We start from the raw sequence: 18,038 nt of genomic DNA, 5'->3' as shown, positions 1-18,038 counted from the left end.
TACAGGCTCGCCCGGTCAACGTGCCTTGTCAGCCGGTCAGCTCACGCCGGGACGGTCCGGGAGGCAGGGGAAGGGGACCGTCGGGAGGAGTAGGTTCGTCCGGGGGAGGTGGCGGGACCGGACGCCGGCGTCCGACGCGCCCTCGCGCGATCCACAGCGGGACGAGGAGCAGGAGCAGCGCGACGGGCAGCAGGTTTCGATACCAGAAGCTGTCATACCAGGGCCGGGGACCTTCGCCGACGGGAAGATAGTCGGCGGAGGGAAAACCGGCGGCCTGGATCAGGCGATCGCCCATCACCCGCCTGGTATCCACCACGTGAGTGGTGACGCTGGGCCGGTCTCGCGCCGTCGCGGACAGGTAGGTCCCAGCCGTGTAGATGCCGTCATGTTTCCGCTGGTCGTGCTCGATGCCGTCGTCCACGAGCGTTACCTGGACCGATGTGTTTCCCGTCCTGACGTCGGCGACGACCTCGTGGTGTTCCGGCAGCTCCTGGTCCGGGACGGCCACGCCCCGCAGGTTGGTCAGCCGCGCCTGGATGACGTAGTACTCACCGGGGCTCGGTTGGCTGGGCACTGTCCGCGTGGTGTAGGTGAGCCGGGACTGCGAGACGAGGGTGACGGTCGCCGTTCGAGCCGCGGTTCCCGGCGGCATGGACAATTTCACCGTCCAGCTCCCGGCACGGGGTCTGGAAATCCGCAATGACTCGGTGCGCCCCGGCCCCGACACCAGTTCGAAGGTGGATCCGCCGCGCTGGTGGGCGGTGGTCACGTCGTGGTTGTCCGGGTCGATGAAGGAGACGTCCGTGTCGTCCACTGGCTTGATCACGTCGATGGAGGCGCTCGACGATGCAAGGGAGACGGGGACGGTGGCGGTGGCCTTCCCGGTGGCCGGGTTGATGGTTGCCTGGTATTGATCCACGGTGTTGCAGGTCGCCACCGCCAGGACGTCCGCGACGGTCTGGCTGAACTGCGCACTCCCGGCCGTCTGGGCGTTGCGCGCGACCGGCCTGGGGCAGCCCGAGTCGACGGGGGGCTGGTAGCCGCCGCTGGCCAGCGTGGCGAGCGTGGCCATTCCGTCCTTGTCGGCCGCGCCGCCGAAGCCGACCGGCCAGATCTGCGCGTGGACCCGCCTCGCCTTGGGCACCGTCACCGACGTGAGACGGGCGAGCGCCTCGGAATTGCGCTGTTCCGGCGTCGAACCGTACCCGGGGCTGTTGCTCACGTTCTGGTGACCGTCGGTCAGAAGAATGATGAGCCGGGGAATGTCGGCGCTGTCCGGACCGTCGAGGATACTGGTTGCTCGCCCCAGCGCGGCGACGAAGTCGGTGCCGTTCGCGTCGTGGTCGGTGGATTCCGCCGCATTCCTGGGACCGCGCCTTTCCAGGTTCGCGATGCAGGCGCCGAAGGCAGGATCACCTGGCGGCGATGGCTGGCAGAGGTCGTCGGTGGGATTCTGTCCGTCCGCATCGGAACTACCGAAGCCGACCACTGCGATTCTCGACCCGTCGTCCAGCGAGCTCGTACCCTGGGCGAGGCGCCGGACCGCGAGTTGTTCCTGGTAGACGTCCGCAGGGCTTAGGCTGCCCGACTCGTCGGCCAGCAGCACCATCCGGACGGGCCCCGTGCCGGACGGTTCCGGCACGGGATGCCGGCCTGGTGGGGTGACCAGAACGAGCGTCGGTGTCGCGGCGAGCAGGAGAATGACGAGTGCTATTCCGGCGGCCCAGCGCCACCGTCGACCGAACCGCGCTGCCAGCTGGTTGCGCCACAGCCAGGTCAGGCCGAGGTCCAGCAGGACATACGCGACGGTGAGGACGAGCGCCCAGTACAGACTGACCGCGCCCGGCACCAGCACTGCGGCGGCGGCCAGACTCACACCAAAGGCGGTGGCCAGCCGCGTGGCTCCCGCCGTCATGTCAGGCCTGGCTGGACACTGGTGCATTTCCCACGGTCGTCATCCGTCACGCGTAATCGCCCCCGAAGATAGCGTGATGATCGGTTGGAGATTACATCATTCGCTGTCGTCCGAACATTGACGAGACCTGCCGGATTGGCGACAGGGCGAAAACGTGTCCTGGCACGGTGCCCGCACGCCGATCATGCGCACCTCAGCCGGGAGTTCCGCCGGGCGTTCGGCGCCTCTCCGCAGGCCTACCGCGCGAGCTTCCCGCCCGCGCGGCGGCTCATCCGCGTCCCCGACTGCGTGGCCCGCGCCTTCGGCCGGCCGCGGAACCGCACGTTTCGAGAAGTCGAGGAGCCGCCCGGGTCATAGCGTCGCCTCGGCCACCGAGGAGAGGTTCAACGATGATCAAAATTGCCAACGCCCAGTTCTGGGTACACGACCAGGACGAGGCGCTCGCCTTCGCCCTACGGCATCGACACGTCGTTCCGTGACCCGTCCGGCAACAACATCCGCCTGACGCAGGTCCTCGAGTTCTCCATGGACCGCCGCTGGCCCACGAAGGCCGCCGGGTCGAGGTGGCGCAGCAGGTCCGGGTTGGTGTGGACGCTGATGGCCGCGATGCGTCCGCCATGGACCGTGAAGGCGAGGACCGCGACGACCGCCTCGCCGCCCGGCACGACGACGATGCCCGGCAGGCCGTCGACCAGCGCGGGGCGGCCGTGCGGCGCCATCGGTGCGAACGTCGACACCCGGGCGGCCACCGCCCGGGCCCCGCGCACCTCGCGCGCGGCCGGTGGACCCGCGTCCGCGCGCAGCACGACGTCGGGGTCGAGCACCGCGAGCAGTCGGGCGAGGTCGCCCTCCCGGGCGGCGGCCTGGAACGCCTCGACAACGCGGCGCTGCTGGGCGGGATCGGCCGCGGCCGCCCGCTGCGCGTCGGCGGCATGCGGCACGGAGTCCGTGGCCGCGCCGCCAGCGCGCAACCGGCGCCGTGCCCGGCTGGCGAGCTGCGCCGCGGCCGCCGGTGACCGTCCGACGATCGGCGCGATCTCGTCGAACGGCACGCCGAACGCGTCGTGCAGGACGAAGGCGATCCGCTCGGGCGGCCCGAGGGTGTCGAGCACGGCCAGCAGCGCCCGGCCGACGGCGTCGGCGAGCAGCGCCTGCGCCTCCGGGTCGGAGGCGCCGGTGGACCCCGGCAGGGGGGTGACCAGCGGCTCGGGCAGCTGGACGCCGGCCGGGTCCTCCCGGCGGGAGCGCCGCGCGCGCAGCTGGTCGAGGCAGATCCGGGCCAGCACCGTCGTCAGCCAGCCGGGCAGGTTCTCGACGTCCGACCGGTCGGCCCGGCCGAGGCGCAGCCACGTCTCCTGCACCGCGTCGTCGGCGTCGTGCGCCGAGCCCAGCATGCGCAGCGCGATGGTGCGCAGCCGGGCCCGCTGCTCCTCGAAGATCTCGACGAGGTCGTCGGTCATGGTTGTCCTCCCCGGTACGTCATACCGAATGACGAACGGCGACCGGCCGATCTGACGGCACCAGCCAGGATCGGTCGCCGCCCGACCCGGAAGGTGCATCGGATGAAACTGACGATCTTCGCCGCTACCGGCGGCATCGGCCGGCTGCTGCTCACGCGGGCGCTGGCGGCGGGGCACGACGTGACCGCCGTCGCCCGCCGGCCCGAGGCGGTGACGCCGTCCCCCGGCCGGGTGATCGCCGCCGACCTGGCGACCGTCGACCCGGACGCGCTCGTGCCGGCGGTCGTCGGCGCCGACGCCGTGCTGTCCGGCCTCGGTGGGCACAGCCGGGCGGACACCGACATCGCCACCCGCGGCACGGAGACGATCATCGCGGCGATGCGGGCCGCCGGCGTCACGCGGATCATCGTGGTCAGCGCCGCGCCGATCGCCACGGTCGCCTCTCCGGCGCGGCCGCACCCGCCGCGCCACGACCCCGGCGACGGCCCGCTCACCCGCCACCTGCTGGCCCCCGCCATCAAGTCGGTGCTTCGCGGCCACTACGCGGACCTGGCCAGGATGGAGGACGCGCTGCGCGCCAGCGACCTGGACTGGACGATCGTGCGCCCGCCGCGGCTGACCAACGGAAAGTACACCGGGTCCTACCGCACGGCCCACGGCCGCAACCTGCGCGGCGGCACGTCGGTCTCCCGCGCGGACGTCGCCCACCACATGCTGCGCGCCGCCGAGAACGGGACGGGCGTGGGGGAGACGGTCGGCATCGCCCGCTAGCGGAGGCACCGCCGCGGCGACGCGATCCTGGTCCGGACCCGGTCAGTCACCCGGGCATTCCGAAGATCCACCGCTGTGCTCCTGGCAGTGCACCGGGGCAGGCGCGGGACGCCGCGCCGGGCTCGGCGGGAAGGTGAGCCCCGCGTAGAGGAGGAACGCCTGGTCCGCAACCCCGCCACCTGCGGCACCGGCCGGGCCGCCCAGCGCGGAGCGTAGCCGGCGGGCGCGGCGCCCGGCCCAGGCGCGGCGGTGCGCGTCAGGTCAACGCGCGGACCTCATGCGGGTTCGGCGGTGTCCGGCGTTGGCGGACCTGGCGCCGGTCGTCCGTGTGCCTCGTCAGGAGCGGGGTCGGCGACGGCCATCTTTTTCGATGCCCGCGAGGCGCGGAAGTGATGCCGTTCCCGATCGGCCTTGGCGACGTCGGCATGAAAACGCCGGGCGATCCGCAGCGGGCTGTCCGCCACTGTCACCCGGCCCCACAGCACGCCGTCGAGCTCGCCGAAGCGCGTCTCGCGGGGCAGCCGCGCCAGTGGTTCGCCGCCGGCGGGTAGATAGGGCCACCAGTTGCGGGTGCGAAGCACCAGCACACCGCGATCGGTGACGACGACGATGCGGTGAATCCCGGTGTAGTAGAGGATCGGCATCAGCGCGACGAGATACTGCGAGAGCGTCTGCGCGGGGAAGACCTGCCGGATCTCCTCGCCGGGTTGCAGGTAAGGCTGTGCCCGGGAGGCGAGTTTCTCGCGAATGTTCATCTCGATGTATCAGGTTAGTGCTGGCGGTGCCCGGTGCGCACTGCCGAAAGTCCTTATGCTGGCGTTCCCGCCGTCGTGCGACAGGCCGGACGGACATGACCGCCGCCCGTCACCGGGAGGCGATGGCGGGCGGCGAAATCCATGCTGGCGACCCTGATCCGGGCCGGCACAGTCGGTCAGTAGCGGGCAGCGGACGTCGAGCGGTTCCGCGGCCGCCGGCGCAGCCGACGCAGACCCCGGGCCGCCGACCGGTCCGCGGCATTCACGTCACGGCGGGCCTCATGGCGCAGCCTCCGTAGCAACTTCATCGTTTCCTCCTCGGCTTCGTCGTGTCCCTGACCCGACCTGTCGTCCTGAGTCGATCATGCCCGCCGGTCCGGTGACAACACCTGCCCCGGCGAATCGCTCGTAGACTTCGCGCGGGCCGCCGATCCGCGGTGCCGTGTACCGGCCGTTCACGGGAAACCGAGACGTGTTCGCGGAAGTGAGGGACGTCTGACGATGGCTGGTGCACCGGCTGCCGTGCTCTTCGACATGGACGGTCTGCTTGTCGACACCGAGCGGCTGTGGAGCGTCGCGCAGTCCGAGCTCGCCGTGCGTCTCGGTGGCGTGCTCACACCGGAAATCAAGACGGCGATCCACGGCCTGGGCGGCGGCAACGGGCTGCGGACAATGCTGTCGATGATCGGCGCTCCGGCGTCGGCCTTCGACGAGTCGATCGTGTTCCTGCGGGCGCGCATCAGGGAGCTGTTCGCCGCGCCGGGCGCCGTCGTGACCCGGCCCGGCGCGCCGGAACTGCTGCGCGCGCTCGCCGCCGAGGGCATTCCCATGGCGCTGGTCTCCTCGTCGCCGCGGGCGCTGGTGGACCTTGTCCTGGCCGCGGTGGGGCACGAGTACTTCGCGGTCTCCCTCGCCGGAGACGAGGTGCTGCACGTCAAGCCGCATCCGGAGCCGTACGTGACCGCGGCGCGGCTGCTCGCCGTCGAACCCCATGAGTGCGTGGTACTGGAGGACAGCGAGTCCGGTGCGCGGGCGGGGCTCGCCGCGGGGTGCACCACCGTCCTCGTCCCGTCGATGGAGGTCACCTGCTCGCTTCCGGTCGCGGCGGTGGTGGCGAGCCTCCAGCTGCTGTCGATCACCTCGCTGCGAGGTCTGTTCCGGCCGGTTCCGGGGGTTCGGAGCGCCCCCTAGCCGGGGCCTCGCGGTGCGGGGAAGGCTTTGTGGCGGTTGGGTTTCCGCTGGTCCGCAGCGGCCGCGCCGGATTGTCGGTGGGGGCTGATAGGACGGTGGCGACGAAGGCCGCTGAAGGGAACCGGATGACGATCTACGAGCATCTCGCTGAACTGGCCGGCAAGCCGGTGGCTGAATTTGATCACGAGTCGGGCGGCGCGTCGGTGGGAGCCGGAGACGTCGCCTGGCGGGTCGAGACAGTGTTCGACGGGCCCGAGTTCGGCGAGGTCCTGAGGGAGTTCGTCGACCAGGTCGACGCGGCCGCCGTGACCCATCTGGTGATCGGCTACTGGGGCGCGTCCTACGACGACCACGGCAACGCCGACCCGGTGGACCTGCTGGTGGGCCTTGCCGGGCGGCTGCCCCGGCTGCGCGCGCTGTTCCTCGGCGACATCACCCCGGAGGAGGCGGAGATCTCGTGGATCGAGAACTCCGACATCACCCGCCTGTTCGACGCGTTCCCCGAGCTGGAGCACCTGGAGGTGCGCGGCGGCAAGGACCTGGCGCTGCGGCCCGTGCGCAGCCGGGTCCTGCGCACGCTGCGCTTCGAGTCCGGCGGGCTGCCCGCCGAGGTGGTCCGGGCGGTCGGTGCCAGCGACCTGCCGGCGCTGGAGCACCTTGACCTGTGGCTCGGCGTCGAGCTCTACGGCGGTGACACCACGGTGGACGACCTCGCCGGCATCCTCGGCGGCGAACGGCTGCCCGCGCTGCGCCACCTGGGCCTGGAGGACGCCGAGATCGCCGACGACCTGGCCGGGGCCGTCGCGGGCGCGGGCGCGCCGATCGTCGCGCGGCTGGAGTCGCTCAGCCTGGCGCTCGGCACGCTCACCGACACCGGCGCCGAGCTGCTGCTGGCCGGTCGGCCGCTGACCCATCTCAGCCACCTTGACCTGCATCATCACTATCTGAGCGACTTGATGATGGACCGGGTCCGGGCCGCGCTGCCCGGAGTCAACCTCGACCAGCAGGAAACCCCGGACGACGACTGCTTCTACGTCGCGGTCTCCGAATGAGCGCCTGATGTTCACGCTGGTCGGGGCGCCGCGGGATCGGCGCACGGCGCTGTTCGCCGGCGCGTGCGCCGCGGCGGGCCTGGCACCGCCCCGCGTCGTTGCCTGGACGGACGTGCTGCGCGGCGCCGAGCTGGCGATCGTGCCCGGCGCCCCGCTGCGGATCGACTCGCCCGGCGAGGACGCCGAGGTCGACGCGCTGCTGCGCGGCCCCGGCGAGCCGGCGCGGGTCGGCGGGGGCGCGCGGTGGTACGCGTCGTTCACCGCGGCGCTGGAGCGCGTCGCCGCCGCGGCCGCCCGGGTGGGTGCCCGCCCGCTCGCCGACGTGGACGAGATCGCCGTGATGTGCGACAAGCGGCGCTGCCACGCCCGCCTGCGCGCGGCGGGTGTCACCGTCCCCGAGGGGCTGGGGTCCGTGGGCGGCTACGCCGACCTGCGCGCGCGGATGGCGGCCGCGGGCCTGCACCAGGTGTTCGTCAAGCCGGCACACGGCTCGTCCGCCAGCGGCGTCGTGGCGCTGCGGGTCGCGCCCGGCGGGCGGGTCCGGGCCGTCACCTCCGCCGCGCCCGCCGGCGCTGGGTACGCCAACGCGCTGCGGGTGCGGACCTACGAGCGGGAGGCGGAGGTGGCCCGGCTGATCGACCTGCTGGCGCCGGACGGGCTGCACGTCGAGCGGTGGCTGCCCAAGGCCGCCCAGGGCGGGCGCGTCCTCGACCTGCGGGTCGTCGTGATCGCGGGGGAGCCGACGCACGTGGTCGTGCGGACCAGCCGTTCCCCGCTGACGAACCTGCACCTCGGCGGCGTGCGCGGCAGCGTGCCCGCGGTGCGCGACGCGCTCGGCGCCGCCGGCTGGGCGCGGGCCCTGGACACGTGCGCGCGGGCCGCCGCCTGCTTTCCCGGCAGCCTGATGGTCGGCGTCGACCTGCTCGTCGAGATCGGCTGGCGCCGCGTCGTGGTCGGCGAGGTCAACGCCTTCGGCGACCTGCTGCCCGGGATCACCGGGCTGCCCGGCACCTGGGCCGCGGGCCTGGACACCTACGCCGCCCAGGTCCGCGCGGCGCTGGCGGCACCGCTGGCCGGAGGGGTGCGATGAGCCGGGACATGCACGGCGTCGTCGGCAGCCACGACCTGCTGCTGATCACGCTCGACACGCTGCGCTACGACGTCGCCGCCGAGCTCGCCGCCGCCGGGCAGACCCCCACCCTGCGCGGCCTGCTGCCCGGCGGCCGCTGGGAACGCCGCCACACCCCCGGCAGCTTCACCTACGCGGCGCACACCGCCCTGCTCGCCGGCTTCCTGCCGACCCCGGCGAGTCCCGGGCCGCACCCGCGGCTGTTCGCCGCCCAGTTTCCCGGCAGCGCCAGCACCGCGCCCGGCACCTGGACGTTCGACGCCCCCGACCTGCCGTCCGGCCTGTCGGCCGTCGGCTACCACACGGTCTGCGTCGGCGGCGTCGGCTTCTTCAACAAGCTCTCGCCGCTCGGCTCCGCGCTGCCCGGGCTGTTCGCCGAGAGCCACTGGGAGCCGCGGTTCGGTGTCACCGACCCGGACTCGCTCGCCCACCAGATCGACCGGGTCGGCGAGGTGATCGCCCGCCTGCCCGCCGAGCGGCGGCTGTTCCTGCTGCTCAACGTCGCCGCCCTGCACCAGCCGAACTGGTTCTACCTGGCCGGCGCCAGCCGCGACCACGGCGACACCCGCGAGTCCCACGCCGCGGCGCTGCGCCACGTCGACGGGCACCTCGGCCGGCTGTTCGCGCTGATGCGCCGGCCCTGCTTCGTGATCGTCTGCTCGGACCACGGGACCGCATATGGCGAGGACGGCCACACCGGCCACCGCCTCGGCCACGAGGTCGTCTGGACCGTCCCCTACGGCGAGTTCGTGCTGTCATGACCGACAGCCCCTACCAGCACTACCTCTACGCCTACCCGCACAAGACGGCGTACCGCCCGCTGTCCCCGCCGCCGCGGCTGCGCGACGTGTGGGCGGGGGAGGACCGCTCCGCGCTCGCCCTCTACCTGCACGTGCCGTTCTGCGAGATGCGCTGCGGCTTCTGCAACCTGTTCACCCGCACCGGTGCGTCCGCGGACCTCACCGGCCGCTACCTCGACGCCCTGGACCGCCAGGCCACCGCCGTCGACGCCGCTCTCGCCGAGGCCGCGGCGGCCGACGCACACGGCGAGGTCTCCGTCGCCACGACCGCCATCGGCGGCGGCACTCCGACCTACCTGACCGCCGCCGAGCTGGACCGTCTCGGCGCCATCCTCGCCCGCTTCGCCGCGCCGGGCACCGTCCCGCTCAGCGTGGAGACCTCCCCGGCGACCGCGACCACCGACCGACTCGCCGTCCTGCGCGACCTCGGTACGACGCGCGTCTCGATGGGCGTGCAGAGCTTCCTCGACACCGAAGCCCGCGCCGCCGGTCGCCCGCAGAAACGCGCCGACGTCGAGTCGGCGCTCGACCGCATCCGCGTCGCCGGCTTCCCCACCCTGAACATCGACCTCATCTACGGCATCGGCGGCCAGACCGCCGACACGTGGCTGGCGTCCCTGACGGCCGCGCTCGCCTGGCGCCCCGAGGAGCTCTACCTCTACCCGCTGTACGTCCGACCGCTCACCGGCCTCACCGGCCTCGCCGGCCGCGACCTCGACTGGGACGACCAGCGCCTGCGGCTCTACCACCTCGGCCGCGACCACCTGCTGTCCCACGGCTACGAGCAGGTCTCGATGCGCATGTTCCGCCGCCCGACCGCCGACGCCGCCGACGCCGGCACACGGTACTGCTGCCAGACCGATGGCATGATCGGCCTCGGCTGCGGCGCCCGGTCCTACACCTCCGAGCTGCACTACTCGTTCGACTACGCGGTCGGCGCCCGCCACGTCCGCACGATCATCGACGACTACGTCCGCGAAACCGACTTCGACCACGCCCAGGTCGGCTTCACCCTCGACGCCGACGAGCGCCGTCGCCGCCACCTCATCCAGTCCCTTCTCCAGGCCGACGGCCTCGACCGCGCCGCCTACCGCGACCGCTTCCACACCGACGCCGCCGCCGACGTCGACCTCGCCGGCCTCGCCGAACGCGGCTGGCTGGCGGAGGAGTCCCCGAGCACGATCCGCCTGTCCCCGGAGGGCCTGGCCCACTCCGACGCCATCGGCCCGGCCCTCCTCTCAGCCCGGGTCCGCGCCCTCATGACCGACCACACCGCGCGCTGATGATGCCCACCGACGACAGTCGACGCGGCGCTGACGGCCGCGACGACCAGGGCCGCCGGGATGCTCCGGCCGTCCCGGCCGACGACGACCCTTCGCGGCAGCTGACGATCCTCTACCGCGGGCCGCTGGCCAGCTGCGACTACGACTGCCCGTACTGCCCGTTCGCGAAGCGGCGCGACACCCCGGAGCAGCTCCGGGCCGACCGGGCGGCCCTGGAACGCTTCGTCGACTGGGTCCGCGCCCAGCGCCACGGCGTGTCGGTGCTGTTCACCCCGTGGGGCGAGGCGCTGGTCCGCTCCTGGTACCGGCGGGCGCTGGTCGAACTCAGCCAGCTGCCGCACGTTGGGCGCGTCGCGATCCAGACCAACCTGAGCCACCGCGTCGACTGGACGTCCGACGCCGACCTGGGCCGCCTCGCGCTGTGGACGACCTACCATCCGAGCCAGGTACCCCACGAGCGTTTCCTCGGCAGGTGCCGCGACCTCGTCGACCGCGGTGTGCGCTTCAGCGTCGGCGTCGTCGGCCAGCCCGAGCATCTGCCCGCCGCGCGCCGCCTGCGCGCGGACCTGCCCGCCGAGGTGTACCTGTGGGTCAACGCCGCCGAAGGCCACACCTACACCGCCGCCGAGGCGACCGCCTGGACCGCGATCGACCCGCTGTTCGCCCACAGCCGCACCCCGCACCCCAGCCGCGGCCTGCCCTGCCGCACCGGTGACACCGTCGTGTCCGTCGACGGCGCGGGCACCGTCCGCCGCTGCCACTTCGTCCCGACGACCCTCGGCAACCTCTACGACGACTCGTTCCGCGCCGGGCTGCGTCCCCGGACCTGCCCACTGGACCGCTGCGACTGCCACATCGGCTACGTCCACCTCGCACCGCTCGGCCTCTACGACACCTTCGCCGGCGGCATCCTCGAACGCATCCCCGCGGACTGGCTCAGGACAGGTCGCCGTGCAGGTGCAGCGCCGGAAACACGTGGTCCTGCCAGATCTGGCGGGAGCTGTCCTCCGGATAGGCGGTGACGGTCGGGGTCGCGTCGAAGACCTGCGCGAGGCGCTGCTCAGGGTCGTAGGGCGGCCAGCCGGGCTCGCCGTGGGTGGCGAATGCCGTCCAGGCGGTCCGCATCCGCGCCGACAGTGCCGTCGCCTCGGCGGACGGGCTCTCGCCGAGGAGCATCGCGGGCTGGCCGCTGGTCAGGTTGCCGAACACGAGCGGCACGTCGAGGCCGTGGCAGGCGCCGAGCGCGCCACCCATCCCCGGGGCCGTCCAGGTCAGCTCGTAGAGGTACGCCCGGCCGCCGCCGGCCACCTGGGCCTGCGCCAGGTGCAGGGACGGCATCCGGAACAGCCAGTCCGAGTGCACCAGTTCGTAGAGCTTGTCGGGGCTCGCGTCGGCATAGGCGTCCCGGTAGCGGCGGGCGCCGTCCGCGCCGGGGGCGAAATCGCGCAGCGCGGTCTTGGCCTGGTCGGGCGTGACCTGGCCGAGCATCCCGGTGAAGACGGTGAACAGCCGATGCTCGTCACGGGTGTGCCCGGCGATCAGATCGACGTCGCGGGCGGCGCCGGCGGCGAGCGCCTGCCACGGCGTGGTCGGCAGGACGTCGCCGTCGACGACGGGCGAGAACAGGATCGACCGCAGCGCCGCCTGGCCCCAGCGGTCCGCGCGCGCCGGCATCGTCGCGGTGACGGAGTCTCCGGTGAGCGCCAGCAGGGCCGGGTCGACGGTGGCCAGGTCCGCGGCGGTGGGACGCAGCCCCAGCTCGTCCGCGCAGGCGGCGGCCAGGTCGGCGGCAAGCTGGGGGGAGAAGTAGGTGCCGGGCACGCTCTGGGCGATGGCGCGGCGGAACAGCCCAGCCGCGCGGGGCATCGCCAGCAGCGCGGCGACCGATCCGCCACCCGCGGACTCACCGAAGATCGTGACCTGGCCCGGGTCGCCGCCGAAGGCGCCGATGTTCTCCCGCACCCACTCCAGCGCGGCAACCTGATCGAGCAGCCCGCGGTTCGGCGGCGCACCGTCGATCTGGGCGAAGCCCTCCACGCCGAGGCGGTAGTTGAAGGTCACCACGACCACACCGCCGTCGCGAGCCAACCGGCCACCGTCGTACTCCGGCCAGCTCGACATCCCGACCGTGTAACCACCGCCGTAGATCCAGACCATGACCGGGAGCTTCGCCGCCGGGTCGGGCGCGGGCGACCAGACGTTGACCGTCAGCCAGACCTCAGTCGCCGCCGCGTCCGTGGCAGCCGGACCCCGCCCGAGCACATCGGTCTGCGGCACCGGGGGGCCGTAGGCCAGGGCCGGGCGCACGCCGTCCCAGCGCCCGGCCGGCTTCGGCGCGGCGAAGCGAAGGCCGCCGATCGGCGCCTCGGCGTAGGGGATGCCACGGAAGACCGCCACGCCCGACTCCAGGCTGCCACGCAGCGCCCCGCCCGCCGCGCGGACCTCGGGCTGTGACCCGGCGGACAGCGGTCCGGCGGCAGTGGCCGTCATGGTTCCTCCAGCGTGGGTGCCGTCCGCCCGGACGCGGACGCGGACGGCGGAATCATGCCGGAGGATCAAGCCGCCCGCGAACCATTTACCGGCGTCACCCGGTGGCGGCGCGCCACGCGCGGATGGGTTCTCCTCGCGGGCACAGCCACCACGGCTGTCCGTGGCGCACGTCCAACTGCATCGGGTGGGCGTGCCCAGGGCAGGGCGGGACCGGGTCCGAAATGCCGACGTCGGCCAGGAAATCCTGGAGCCAGTCGGCGATGTGGACCGACAACTCGGCCGGCTCGGTCGCCGGCAGCACCGGATGGGTCCCGACCAGGTCGGAGCCGCGCGCCGTGAGCGGCCACTCGCTGACCCAGCCCACGAGATCCGCCTCGGTCACCGGCTGCCCCAGGCGCCGGCCGACCTCGTCCGCGGCCAGCTCACCCTCGTCCAGCCAGGCTCGTGCCCGCGCCAGTTCAGGACCGTCCGGGGCGTTGATGGTGACGGTGATCAGTGCGGACGCCGGTGCCAGTTCCGCCATCGCCGCCGTCACGGCCTCCGCCACGCGCCGACGCGCGGGCAGCAGGTTGGCGATTGCCTCGGCTGCGAGGGGATGAGCTGGAGCTTCGGGCGGCGCGGGAACATCGGACACGGTCGCCCAGGCTGCGGACGGCCTGTCGGCCTCATAACGCTGCATCTCGAGAACCTCACTCAGTGACCTGGACCGGGTGGCGTGGTCGCTGCGTCCTGGTCCGTAGCGGACCCCGAGGGCGCGGGCGCCTGGCAGGTGAACATGTCCGGATCGGCCCCCGCCCTGGCGAGGAGCACGTGGAGGTGGTGCCGGTCGGCGGGCGAGAGCTGGGCGAACGGGGAGCCCGTGGTCAGAGTCCGAACGAGTCGGCTGCGGGCTTCCACTCCCTGGGGGGTGAGGCTGATGACCTTCTGTCGCCGGTTGGCGGGCACCGGTCGCCGCTGGATGAGGCCGCGCTGTTCCAGCCGGTCCGTGAGGAACGTGACGGTGGAAGGGTCGCAGTTCAGGGCGGACGCGAGCGCGCGCATCGAGGGCGGCGGCGCGTCGGGGTCCAGCCGCCACAGGGCGTTCGCGAGCGGCTCGGTGAGGTCGAGTTCCTTCAGCAGGTCCGCGCCGAGCGCGTTGATCGCGCCTGCGAGGAGGAACACCTGCTTGACGACGGCATGGGTCAACTCGTCGTCGGTGGGGCCCACGAGGTCGACCACCTGCCAACATTACCTGGACCCTCAAACACTTGGAGAATCCAACTATGGGGTGGATACTTGGACTCTCCAAGTGTTGATGAGTTGGAAGGGTATGCGACATGCACCTGGCGGTCTTCGGCGGCACCGGCCACATTGGGCGCCACCTGCTCGAGCAGGCACTCCTGCGGGGTGACACCCTCACGGCACTGACCCGTGACCCGAGTCGCCTCGCCGGCCACGAGCGCCTGCGCGTGGTGGCCGGCGACGTCCGCGACCCGGACATCGTGAAGCAGGTCGTGGCCGGCAGCGACGCCGTGCTCAGTGCCCTGGGCCAGCGCAGCTGGGGAAGCACGGTCTGCACGGACGGGATGCGCACGATCCTGCCGGCGATGGACGCCCATGGTGTGCGCCGCCTGGTGGCCGTCAGCGGCTACGGCGTCGCCGACAGCCGCCACCGCAACCTCTACGTCGCCCTCGCCCGGGTCGCGATCAGATCACTGATGCGGGACAAGGAGGGAATGGAAGAACTCATCCGCGCCAGCGACACCGCCTGGACGATTGCGCGACCAGCGATCCTCACGGGCGGTGAGCGCACCGGGCACTACCGCACCGGCACCGACCTGCACCTGACCGTCAGATCCACGATCTCCTACGCCGACGTCGCCGACTTCATGCTTGCCCAGCTCGCCAGTGACGCCTTCGTATGCCGAGCCGTCGCCATCACCTCGTAGCCGGCCAGCGCAGGTCCCCTCCATGAGCCGGACCTGCATGACGACGGGTCCGCAGCCTCGCGGTCGAGGCAGTCGCCGCCGGCCGAGATGTCACTGATCCGGCGGTACTCGACGATCCGGGCCTCGCCTGGCACCGCGACGAGCGGCTGGGGCGGGGACGTCGCCTGCCTGCCACAGCCTGCCCGGGCCTGCGGAGTTGGGCCGGACCGTGCGGATAGCATTATCCGTGATCACAACTACAGGATGTTGCTGGGCTGGGTAGGTCACATGTCCGAATCTCTGCGGCATCTCGTGGCAGACCGCGCGTCGGCGGCGCCCGGCAACCGATCTACCAGGGCTTTTGTCGGTTCTCGGGATGTACTACGGAACGGTGGTCATTCGTCGCTCGAGGCGCGGTAAGGACCACTGGTCGCCCTATGTCACGGATTGCGGCCCGGTCATCCAGGAAATGGGCTCGGTCGGGCTCGATCCGGTGGATGGGCCCGGATGCACGCATCCCGATGCGATAGCCTCATCGGCACTGTGCGAGGCGGCGATGGGGGCATCTGTTGGACGGGCGGCGATACGCGGTCATCGTAGGTACGAACACCTGCGGCACCGGCGTCAGGCTCCCGCTCCTGCGTCACGCCGAGGCTGATTCGCAGGCGATGTACAACGCCCTCACGGATGAAAAAACAGGCACGTTCGACTCCGTTGACGTCCAGCTTCTTCTCGGTCCGGCTGCGACCACGCGAAAAGTGAAGGAAGCCCTTCGTTCGGCGGCGTTGGACATGACGCCGTCGGACATACTCTTCGTGTATTTCGCCGGCCATGCCGTGATGTCGCGCTGGCGGCACCACAGTGATCCGTATCTTGTCACGACCGATCTCGATCTGAACTCGTTGCGGGAGGACCCGGACGGGGGCGTCCGCATGAGCTTTCTCTGGCGGGACGTCTTCCACGCGACAGCCGGTTCCTCCTTCCTCATCCTCGACTGCTGCCATGCCGGCGCCTACCTGATGGCGGCCGGGGCCGACCCGGTGCGCATCAGGCAGGAACTTCCGCAGGCCATCGAGGAGGCGCATGAGGGACACCGCCCTGCTCGACACTCCGCTCTTTTCGCCTGTGCGGCCAACCAGGCCGCTCGCGAGAACGATGATCTTCGTGGCGGGGTGGTCACCCACCACGTGCTGCGGGGGCTGCAGGGTAAGGCTGCGGACGCCCGGGGAGGCGTGACGTTCGGCAGTCTGGTCGAGTACGTCCGCGCCCAGGACATAGAGCCCGAACCCGGGTGCGTCGTCCAGGGGTGGGGCCCGGCGACAGCGCTCACCCGGCCGGTTTTCGGGGCCGGTGAGTCCGCCGGGAACGCGCGGCCGGTACCGCGCCCCGTCGCTGCCACCAGCATCACGGCCTGCCGGAATCCGCTGGAGTCCGAGCTTGGCCTCATCGAGAAACTGCTGGAGCGCATCTTTCGATCCGACAGCGGTCTGACGCGCCCGGAGGGCAGCGACCGGCTCGCGGCACTGGGCGCTCTGCGGTATGCCTTCGACGCGTCCGCCGTGCTCGAGCTCAAACTCTCCGGAGCCGAATCGGTGATTGTCGGCTCGTCGGGAAATCTGAGCCCGGAGCAGCTCTCGGAGACCTTCCCCGTCGTCGCCTCGGTGGTCCGGCAGGACCGCTCGGTCCTGGGACATGTGATCACGCCCGCGTCCGGACCCAGGCTGCTTGTGGTCCCGCTGACATCGACCGACACCGAGGCGATGTCGGCGCTCGTCGTGGTCGACCCGGCTCCTGCGTTTCTCGACATCGGCGAACCGCTGGTGGTGATTGCCAGCACCATGCTCACCAGATGGTCGCCGCGTGACCTGCTGAAGGTCGAGGTGGACGTGCTGACCGCTCTGCGCGCGGAGTTCGGCCGGCTACCACTGCGGCTCTACCGGCAGGGCCTGAGCGCATACAGCAGACTGCTCGACTCCCTGGTGATGGTGTTCGAGCCTGTGATGATCCTCAGTGATCGTGCGAATACGGTGGGAATTCAGAGCTGGGAGGCGCTCGCGCGCACGGACAGCAAGGCACGCCGAGCCCCGCTGGATGTGCTGTCCATTCCCGACGTCTGGGGGGACGAGTTCCTGATCGAACGGGACAAGAGTCTGGCGACGAAGGCAATCCGCTCCTTTGCCCTGGCCCACAGCCGCGGCCAGTGGAGTCACGACGCCCCGAAGCCAGTGTCCATCAACGTCTCGGTGCGGGCGCTGCTCAGCGCGGCCTACGCCCATGGGCTGGCCGATGCGATCCGCGAAGCCGGGCTGGCCCCGCATGCCGTCACGCTCGAAATCTCCGAGCGCGATCCGATCGAACCCCGCTCGGACGAGTGGGACCGGTGGAAGCCGAACCCCTCCGCCTACTTCCAGGCCCGGCTCGCGGCCCTCTCCCGAAACCTGCACGTCAACTTCGCCGTCGACGACTTCGGCGTGGGACACTCCTCGCTCGACCGCATATCCACACTGTCGCTCACCCAGATAAAGGTCGACCGCTCCATTCTCCATCACGCCCTCGCGCTCAAGGAGCTCGAACTCGTCGTCCAGCTTGCGAGGGCGGCAATGGACCGCGGCCATTCGGCGCAGCCCCGTGTGGTGGTGGTCGAGGGGTTCGACTCCGAGTGTCCGGTGCGACTCAGCGACATCTACAACCTGGGCATCCGTTACGTACAGGGCTACATCACCGAGGAGCCGGCCTCCGTTGATCTGCTGCCGTTGAATCTGGATCTGCGTGAGCGGATCGCAGCTTTTCTGCGGTAAGGGCTGCGCCGCGCACATCGTTGTCCGCGAAAACTGGAGTGAGTTCAATGGCGAGTGAACGTGTGGAGCTCTGTCTGCCTGAGGATGTGATCGCCGAGCTGGAACTGGGCGAGAGCGGAACTCGCGGCGCCCCCGAGCTGATGATCGCGGTGGAGGGCCTGAACCTGTTCGCCAGCTTCATCACGGTGGCGGGCCTGGCCGGCCAGCTTCCCACCCTGGCGCGGGCACTGCGCCGCTGGGTGGGACGCCAGCCCGCGACCGGCCAGCCCATCCGGCTGCTGGTCAAGGGCCCGGGCACGAACATGGAGCTCGACCTGCCGCCCAACGTGGATACGGCGCGCATCGTCGCGGCCCTCAGCCGGCTGCTGTCCGAGGAGTAGTCCGCTCAGACCGGCAGTGCCAGGGCGTCTCGGGAGGCGGTGGTCCGCTAGGTTGTGTCCGGCCGATCATGGTGAGGGCATCCGGACACCGACCCCTTCAAAGCGAC

17 protein-coding genes are annotated in these 18,038 nt (G+C 71.6%); 10 read left to right on the top strand and 7 right to left on the bottom strand.

Translation table 11 applies throughout. The features are described from left to right. Positions 1 to 28: 28 nt before the first annotated feature. Both MXD60_RS03385 and MXD60_RS03380 read right to left on the bottom strand, forming a co-directional pair. The gene (locus MXD60_RS03385; RefSeq protein WP_248817456.1) at positions 29 to 1,915 is read right to left on the bottom strand and encodes a vWA domain-containing protein; all 1,887 of its coding nucleotides are present in this window, start codon (positions 1,913 to 1,915) and stop codon (positions 29 to 31) included. A 452-nt stretch (positions 1,916 to 2,367) separates the two neighbouring features. After that, positions 2,368 to 3,375 carry a sigma-70 family RNA polymerase sigma factor gene (locus MXD60_RS03380; protein ID WP_248817455.1) on the bottom strand — a complete coding sequence of 336 codons (1,008 nt, stop codon included), beginning with the start codon at positions 3,373 to 3,375 and terminating at the stop codon, positions 2,368 to 2,370. 102 nt (positions 3,376 to 3,477) lie between these two features. On the opposite strand from MXD60_RS03380, the gene MXD60_RS03375 reads away from it, so the two are divergent. After that, on the top strand, positions 3,478 to 4,146 hold the full coding sequence (locus MXD60_RS03375) for an NAD(P)-dependent oxidoreductase (protein ID WP_248817454.1): 669 nt from the start codon (positions 3,478 to 3,480) through the stop codon (positions 4,144 to 4,146). A 275-nt stretch (positions 4,147 to 4,421) separates the two neighbouring features. On the opposite strand, the gene MXD60_RS03370 is transcribed toward MXD60_RS03375, so the two are convergent. Continuing rightward, positions 4,422 to 4,901, bottom strand: a complete 480-nt coding sequence (locus MXD60_RS03370; protein ID WP_248817453.1) for a hypothetical protein — start codon at positions 4,899 to 4,901, stop codon at positions 4,422 to 4,424. A gap of 176 nt (positions 4,902 to 5,077) precedes the next feature. After that, positions 5,078 to 5,209, bottom strand: a complete 132-nt coding sequence (locus tag MXD60_RS28520; RefSeq protein WP_283097708.1) for a hypothetical protein — start codon at positions 5,207 to 5,209, stop codon at positions 5,078 to 5,080. 193 nt (positions 5,210 to 5,402) lie between these two features. Between MXD60_RS28520 and MXD60_RS03365 the strand changes: the two genes are divergently transcribed. From MXD60_RS03365 to MXD60_RS03340, 6 genes are all read left to right on the top strand, one after another. Beyond that, positions 5,403 to 6,092 carry an HAD family hydrolase gene (locus MXD60_RS03365; protein WP_248817452.1) on the top strand — a complete coding sequence of 230 codons (690 nt, stop codon included), beginning with the start codon at positions 5,403 to 5,405 and terminating at the stop codon, positions 6,090 to 6,092. 95 nt (positions 6,093 to 6,187) lie between these two features. Next, positions 6,188 to 7,144, top strand: coding sequence for an STM4015 family protein (locus MXD60_RS03360; RefSeq protein ID WP_248817451.1), 957 nt, complete (start codon positions 6,188 to 6,190; stop codon positions 7,142 to 7,144). A 7-nt stretch (positions 7,145 to 7,151) separates the two neighbouring features. Then, positions 7,152 to 8,234, top strand: coding sequence for an STM4014 family protein (locus MXD60_RS03355; protein ID WP_248817450.1), 1,083 nt, complete (start codon positions 7,152 to 7,154; stop codon positions 8,232 to 8,234). Continuing rightward, positions 8,231 to 9,034: an STM4013/SEN3800 family hydrolase gene (locus MXD60_RS03350; RefSeq protein WP_248817449.1), complete on the top strand. Its 804-nt coding sequence runs from the start codon at positions 8,231 to 8,233 to the stop codon at positions 9,032 to 9,034. Before MXD60_RS03355 ends, MXD60_RS03350 begins: the two co-directional genes overlap by 4 nt. After that, the gene (locus MXD60_RS03345; protein ID WP_248817448.1) at positions 9,031 to 10,356 is read left to right on the top strand and encodes an STM4012 family radical SAM protein; all 1,326 of its coding nucleotides are present in this window, start codon (positions 9,031 to 9,033) and stop codon (positions 10,354 to 10,356) included. The genes MXD60_RS03350 and MXD60_RS03345 overlap by 4 nt, the downstream gene beginning before the upstream one ends. Continuing rightward, entirely contained in the window at positions 10,356 to 11,378 is a 1,023-nt protein-coding gene (locus MXD60_RS03340) for an STM4011 family radical SAM protein (RefSeq protein WP_248817447.1), read from the top strand. Before MXD60_RS03345 ends, MXD60_RS03340 begins: the two co-directional genes overlap by 1 nt. On the opposite strand, the gene MXD60_RS03335 is transcribed toward MXD60_RS03340, so the two are convergent. The 3 genes from MXD60_RS03335 to MXD60_RS03325 all read right to left on the bottom strand — a co-directional run bounded on the left by MXD60_RS03335 (position 11,293) and on the right by MXD60_RS03325 (position 14,064). After that, positions 11,293 to 12,846, bottom strand: a complete 1,554-nt coding sequence (locus MXD60_RS03335; RefSeq protein ID WP_248817446.1) for a carboxylesterase/lipase family protein — start codon at positions 12,844 to 12,846, stop codon at positions 11,293 to 11,295. The two genes, MXD60_RS03340 and MXD60_RS03335, sit on opposite strands and share 86 nt — an antisense overlap. Before the next feature lie 94 nt (positions 12,847 to 12,940). Next, positions 12,941 to 13,525 (bottom strand): hypothetical protein, encoded by a 585-nt coding sequence (locus MXD60_RS03330; RefSeq protein WP_248817445.1) that lies wholly within the window; start codon positions 13,523 to 13,525, stop codon positions 12,941 to 12,943. Positions 13,526 to 13,539: 14 nt separating this feature from the next. Next, positions 13,540 to 14,064, bottom strand: a complete 525-nt coding sequence (locus MXD60_RS03325; protein ID WP_248817444.1) for a MarR family winged helix-turn-helix transcriptional regulator — start codon at positions 14,062 to 14,064, stop codon at positions 13,540 to 13,542. Between the two features lie 98 nt (positions 14,065 to 14,162). Between MXD60_RS03325 and MXD60_RS03320 the strand changes: the two genes are divergently transcribed. From MXD60_RS03320 to MXD60_RS03310, 3 genes are all read left to right on the top strand, one after another. Beyond that, the gene (locus tag MXD60_RS03320; protein ID WP_248817443.1) at positions 14,163 to 14,774 is read left to right on the top strand and encodes an NAD(P)-dependent oxidoreductase; all 612 of its coding nucleotides are present in this window, start codon (positions 14,163 to 14,165) and stop codon (positions 14,772 to 14,774) included. A 647-nt stretch (positions 14,775 to 15,421) separates the two neighbouring features. Further along, positions 15,422 to 17,551, top strand: coding sequence for an EAL domain-containing protein (locus MXD60_RS03315; RefSeq protein ID WP_518467257.1), 2,130 nt, complete (start codon positions 15,422 to 15,424; stop codon positions 17,549 to 17,551). A gap of 47 nt (positions 17,552 to 17,598) precedes the next feature. Further along, positions 17,599 to 17,931 carry a type 2 periplasmic-binding domain-containing protein gene (locus MXD60_RS03310; RefSeq protein WP_248817441.1) on the top strand — a complete coding sequence of 111 codons (333 nt, stop codon included), beginning with the start codon at positions 17,599 to 17,601 and terminating at the stop codon, positions 17,929 to 17,931. Positions 17,932 to 18,038: the final 107 nt, after the last annotated feature.

It is taken from the genome of Frankia sp. AgB32 (assembly GCF_023243045.1).
Taxonomy (GTDB): Bacteria; Actinomycetota; Actinomycetes; order Frankiales; family Frankiaceae; genus Frankia.
Note: the sequence above shows the minus strand (reverse complement) of the source record. Positions and strands in the feature narration are given on the sequence as shown.

Bases quoted from the DNA above. Each gene is read 5' to 3' on its own strand.
- MXD60_RS03355 (WP_248817450.1), top strand. From the start codon at position 7,152: ATGTTCACGCTGGTCGGGGCGCCGCGGGATCGGCGCACGGCGCTGTTC.
- MXD60_RS03370 (WP_248817453.1), bottom strand. From the start codon at position 4,901: ATGAACATTCGCGAGAAACTCGCCTCCCGGGCACAGCCTTACCTGCAA.
- MXD60_RS28520 (WP_283097708.1), bottom strand. From the start codon at position 5,209: ATGAAGTTGCTACGGAGGCTGCGCCATGAGGCCCGCCGTGACGTGAAT.
- MXD60_RS03375 (WP_248817454.1), top strand. From the start codon at position 3,478: ATGAAACTGACGATCTTCGCCGCTACCGGCGGCATCGGCCGGCTGCTG.
- MXD60_RS03380 (WP_248817455.1), bottom strand. From the start codon at position 3,375: ATGACCGACGACCTCGTCGAGATCTTCGAGGAGCAGCGGGCCCGGCTG.
- MXD60_RS03330 (WP_248817445.1), bottom strand. From the start codon at position 13,525: ATGCAGCGTTATGAGGCCGACAGGCCGTCCGCAGCCTGGGCGACCGTG.
- MXD60_RS03315 (WP_518467257.1), top strand. From the start codon at position 15,422: ATGTACAACGCCCTCACGGATGAAAAAACAGGCACGTTCGACTCCGTT.
- MXD60_RS03310 (WP_248817441.1), top strand. From the start codon at position 17,599: ATGGCGAGTGAACGTGTGGAGCTCTGTCTGCCTGAGGATGTGATCGCC.
- MXD60_RS03340 (WP_248817447.1), top strand. From the start codon at position 10,356: ATGATGCCCACCGACGACAGTCGACGCGGCGCTGACGGCCGCGACGAC.
- MXD60_RS03345 (WP_248817448.1), top strand. From the start codon at position 9,031: ATGACCGACAGCCCCTACCAGCACTACCTCTACGCCTACCCGCACAAG.
- MXD60_RS03335 (WP_248817446.1), bottom strand. From the start codon at position 12,846: ATGACGGCCACTGCCGCCGGACCGCTGTCCGCCGGGTCACAGCCCGAG.
- MXD60_RS03350 (WP_248817449.1), top strand. From the start codon at position 8,231: ATGAGCCGGGACATGCACGGCGTCGTCGGCAGCCACGACCTGCTGCTG.
- MXD60_RS03385 (WP_248817456.1), bottom strand. From the start codon at position 1,915: ATGACGGCGGGAGCCACGCGGCTGGCCACCGCCTTTGGTGTGAGTCTG.
- MXD60_RS03365 (WP_248817452.1), top strand. From the start codon at position 5,403: ATGGCTGGTGCACCGGCTGCCGTGCTCTTCGACATGGACGGTCTGCTT.
- MXD60_RS03320 (WP_248817443.1), top strand. From the start codon at position 14,163: ATGCACCTGGCGGTCTTCGGCGGCACCGGCCACATTGGGCGCCACCTG.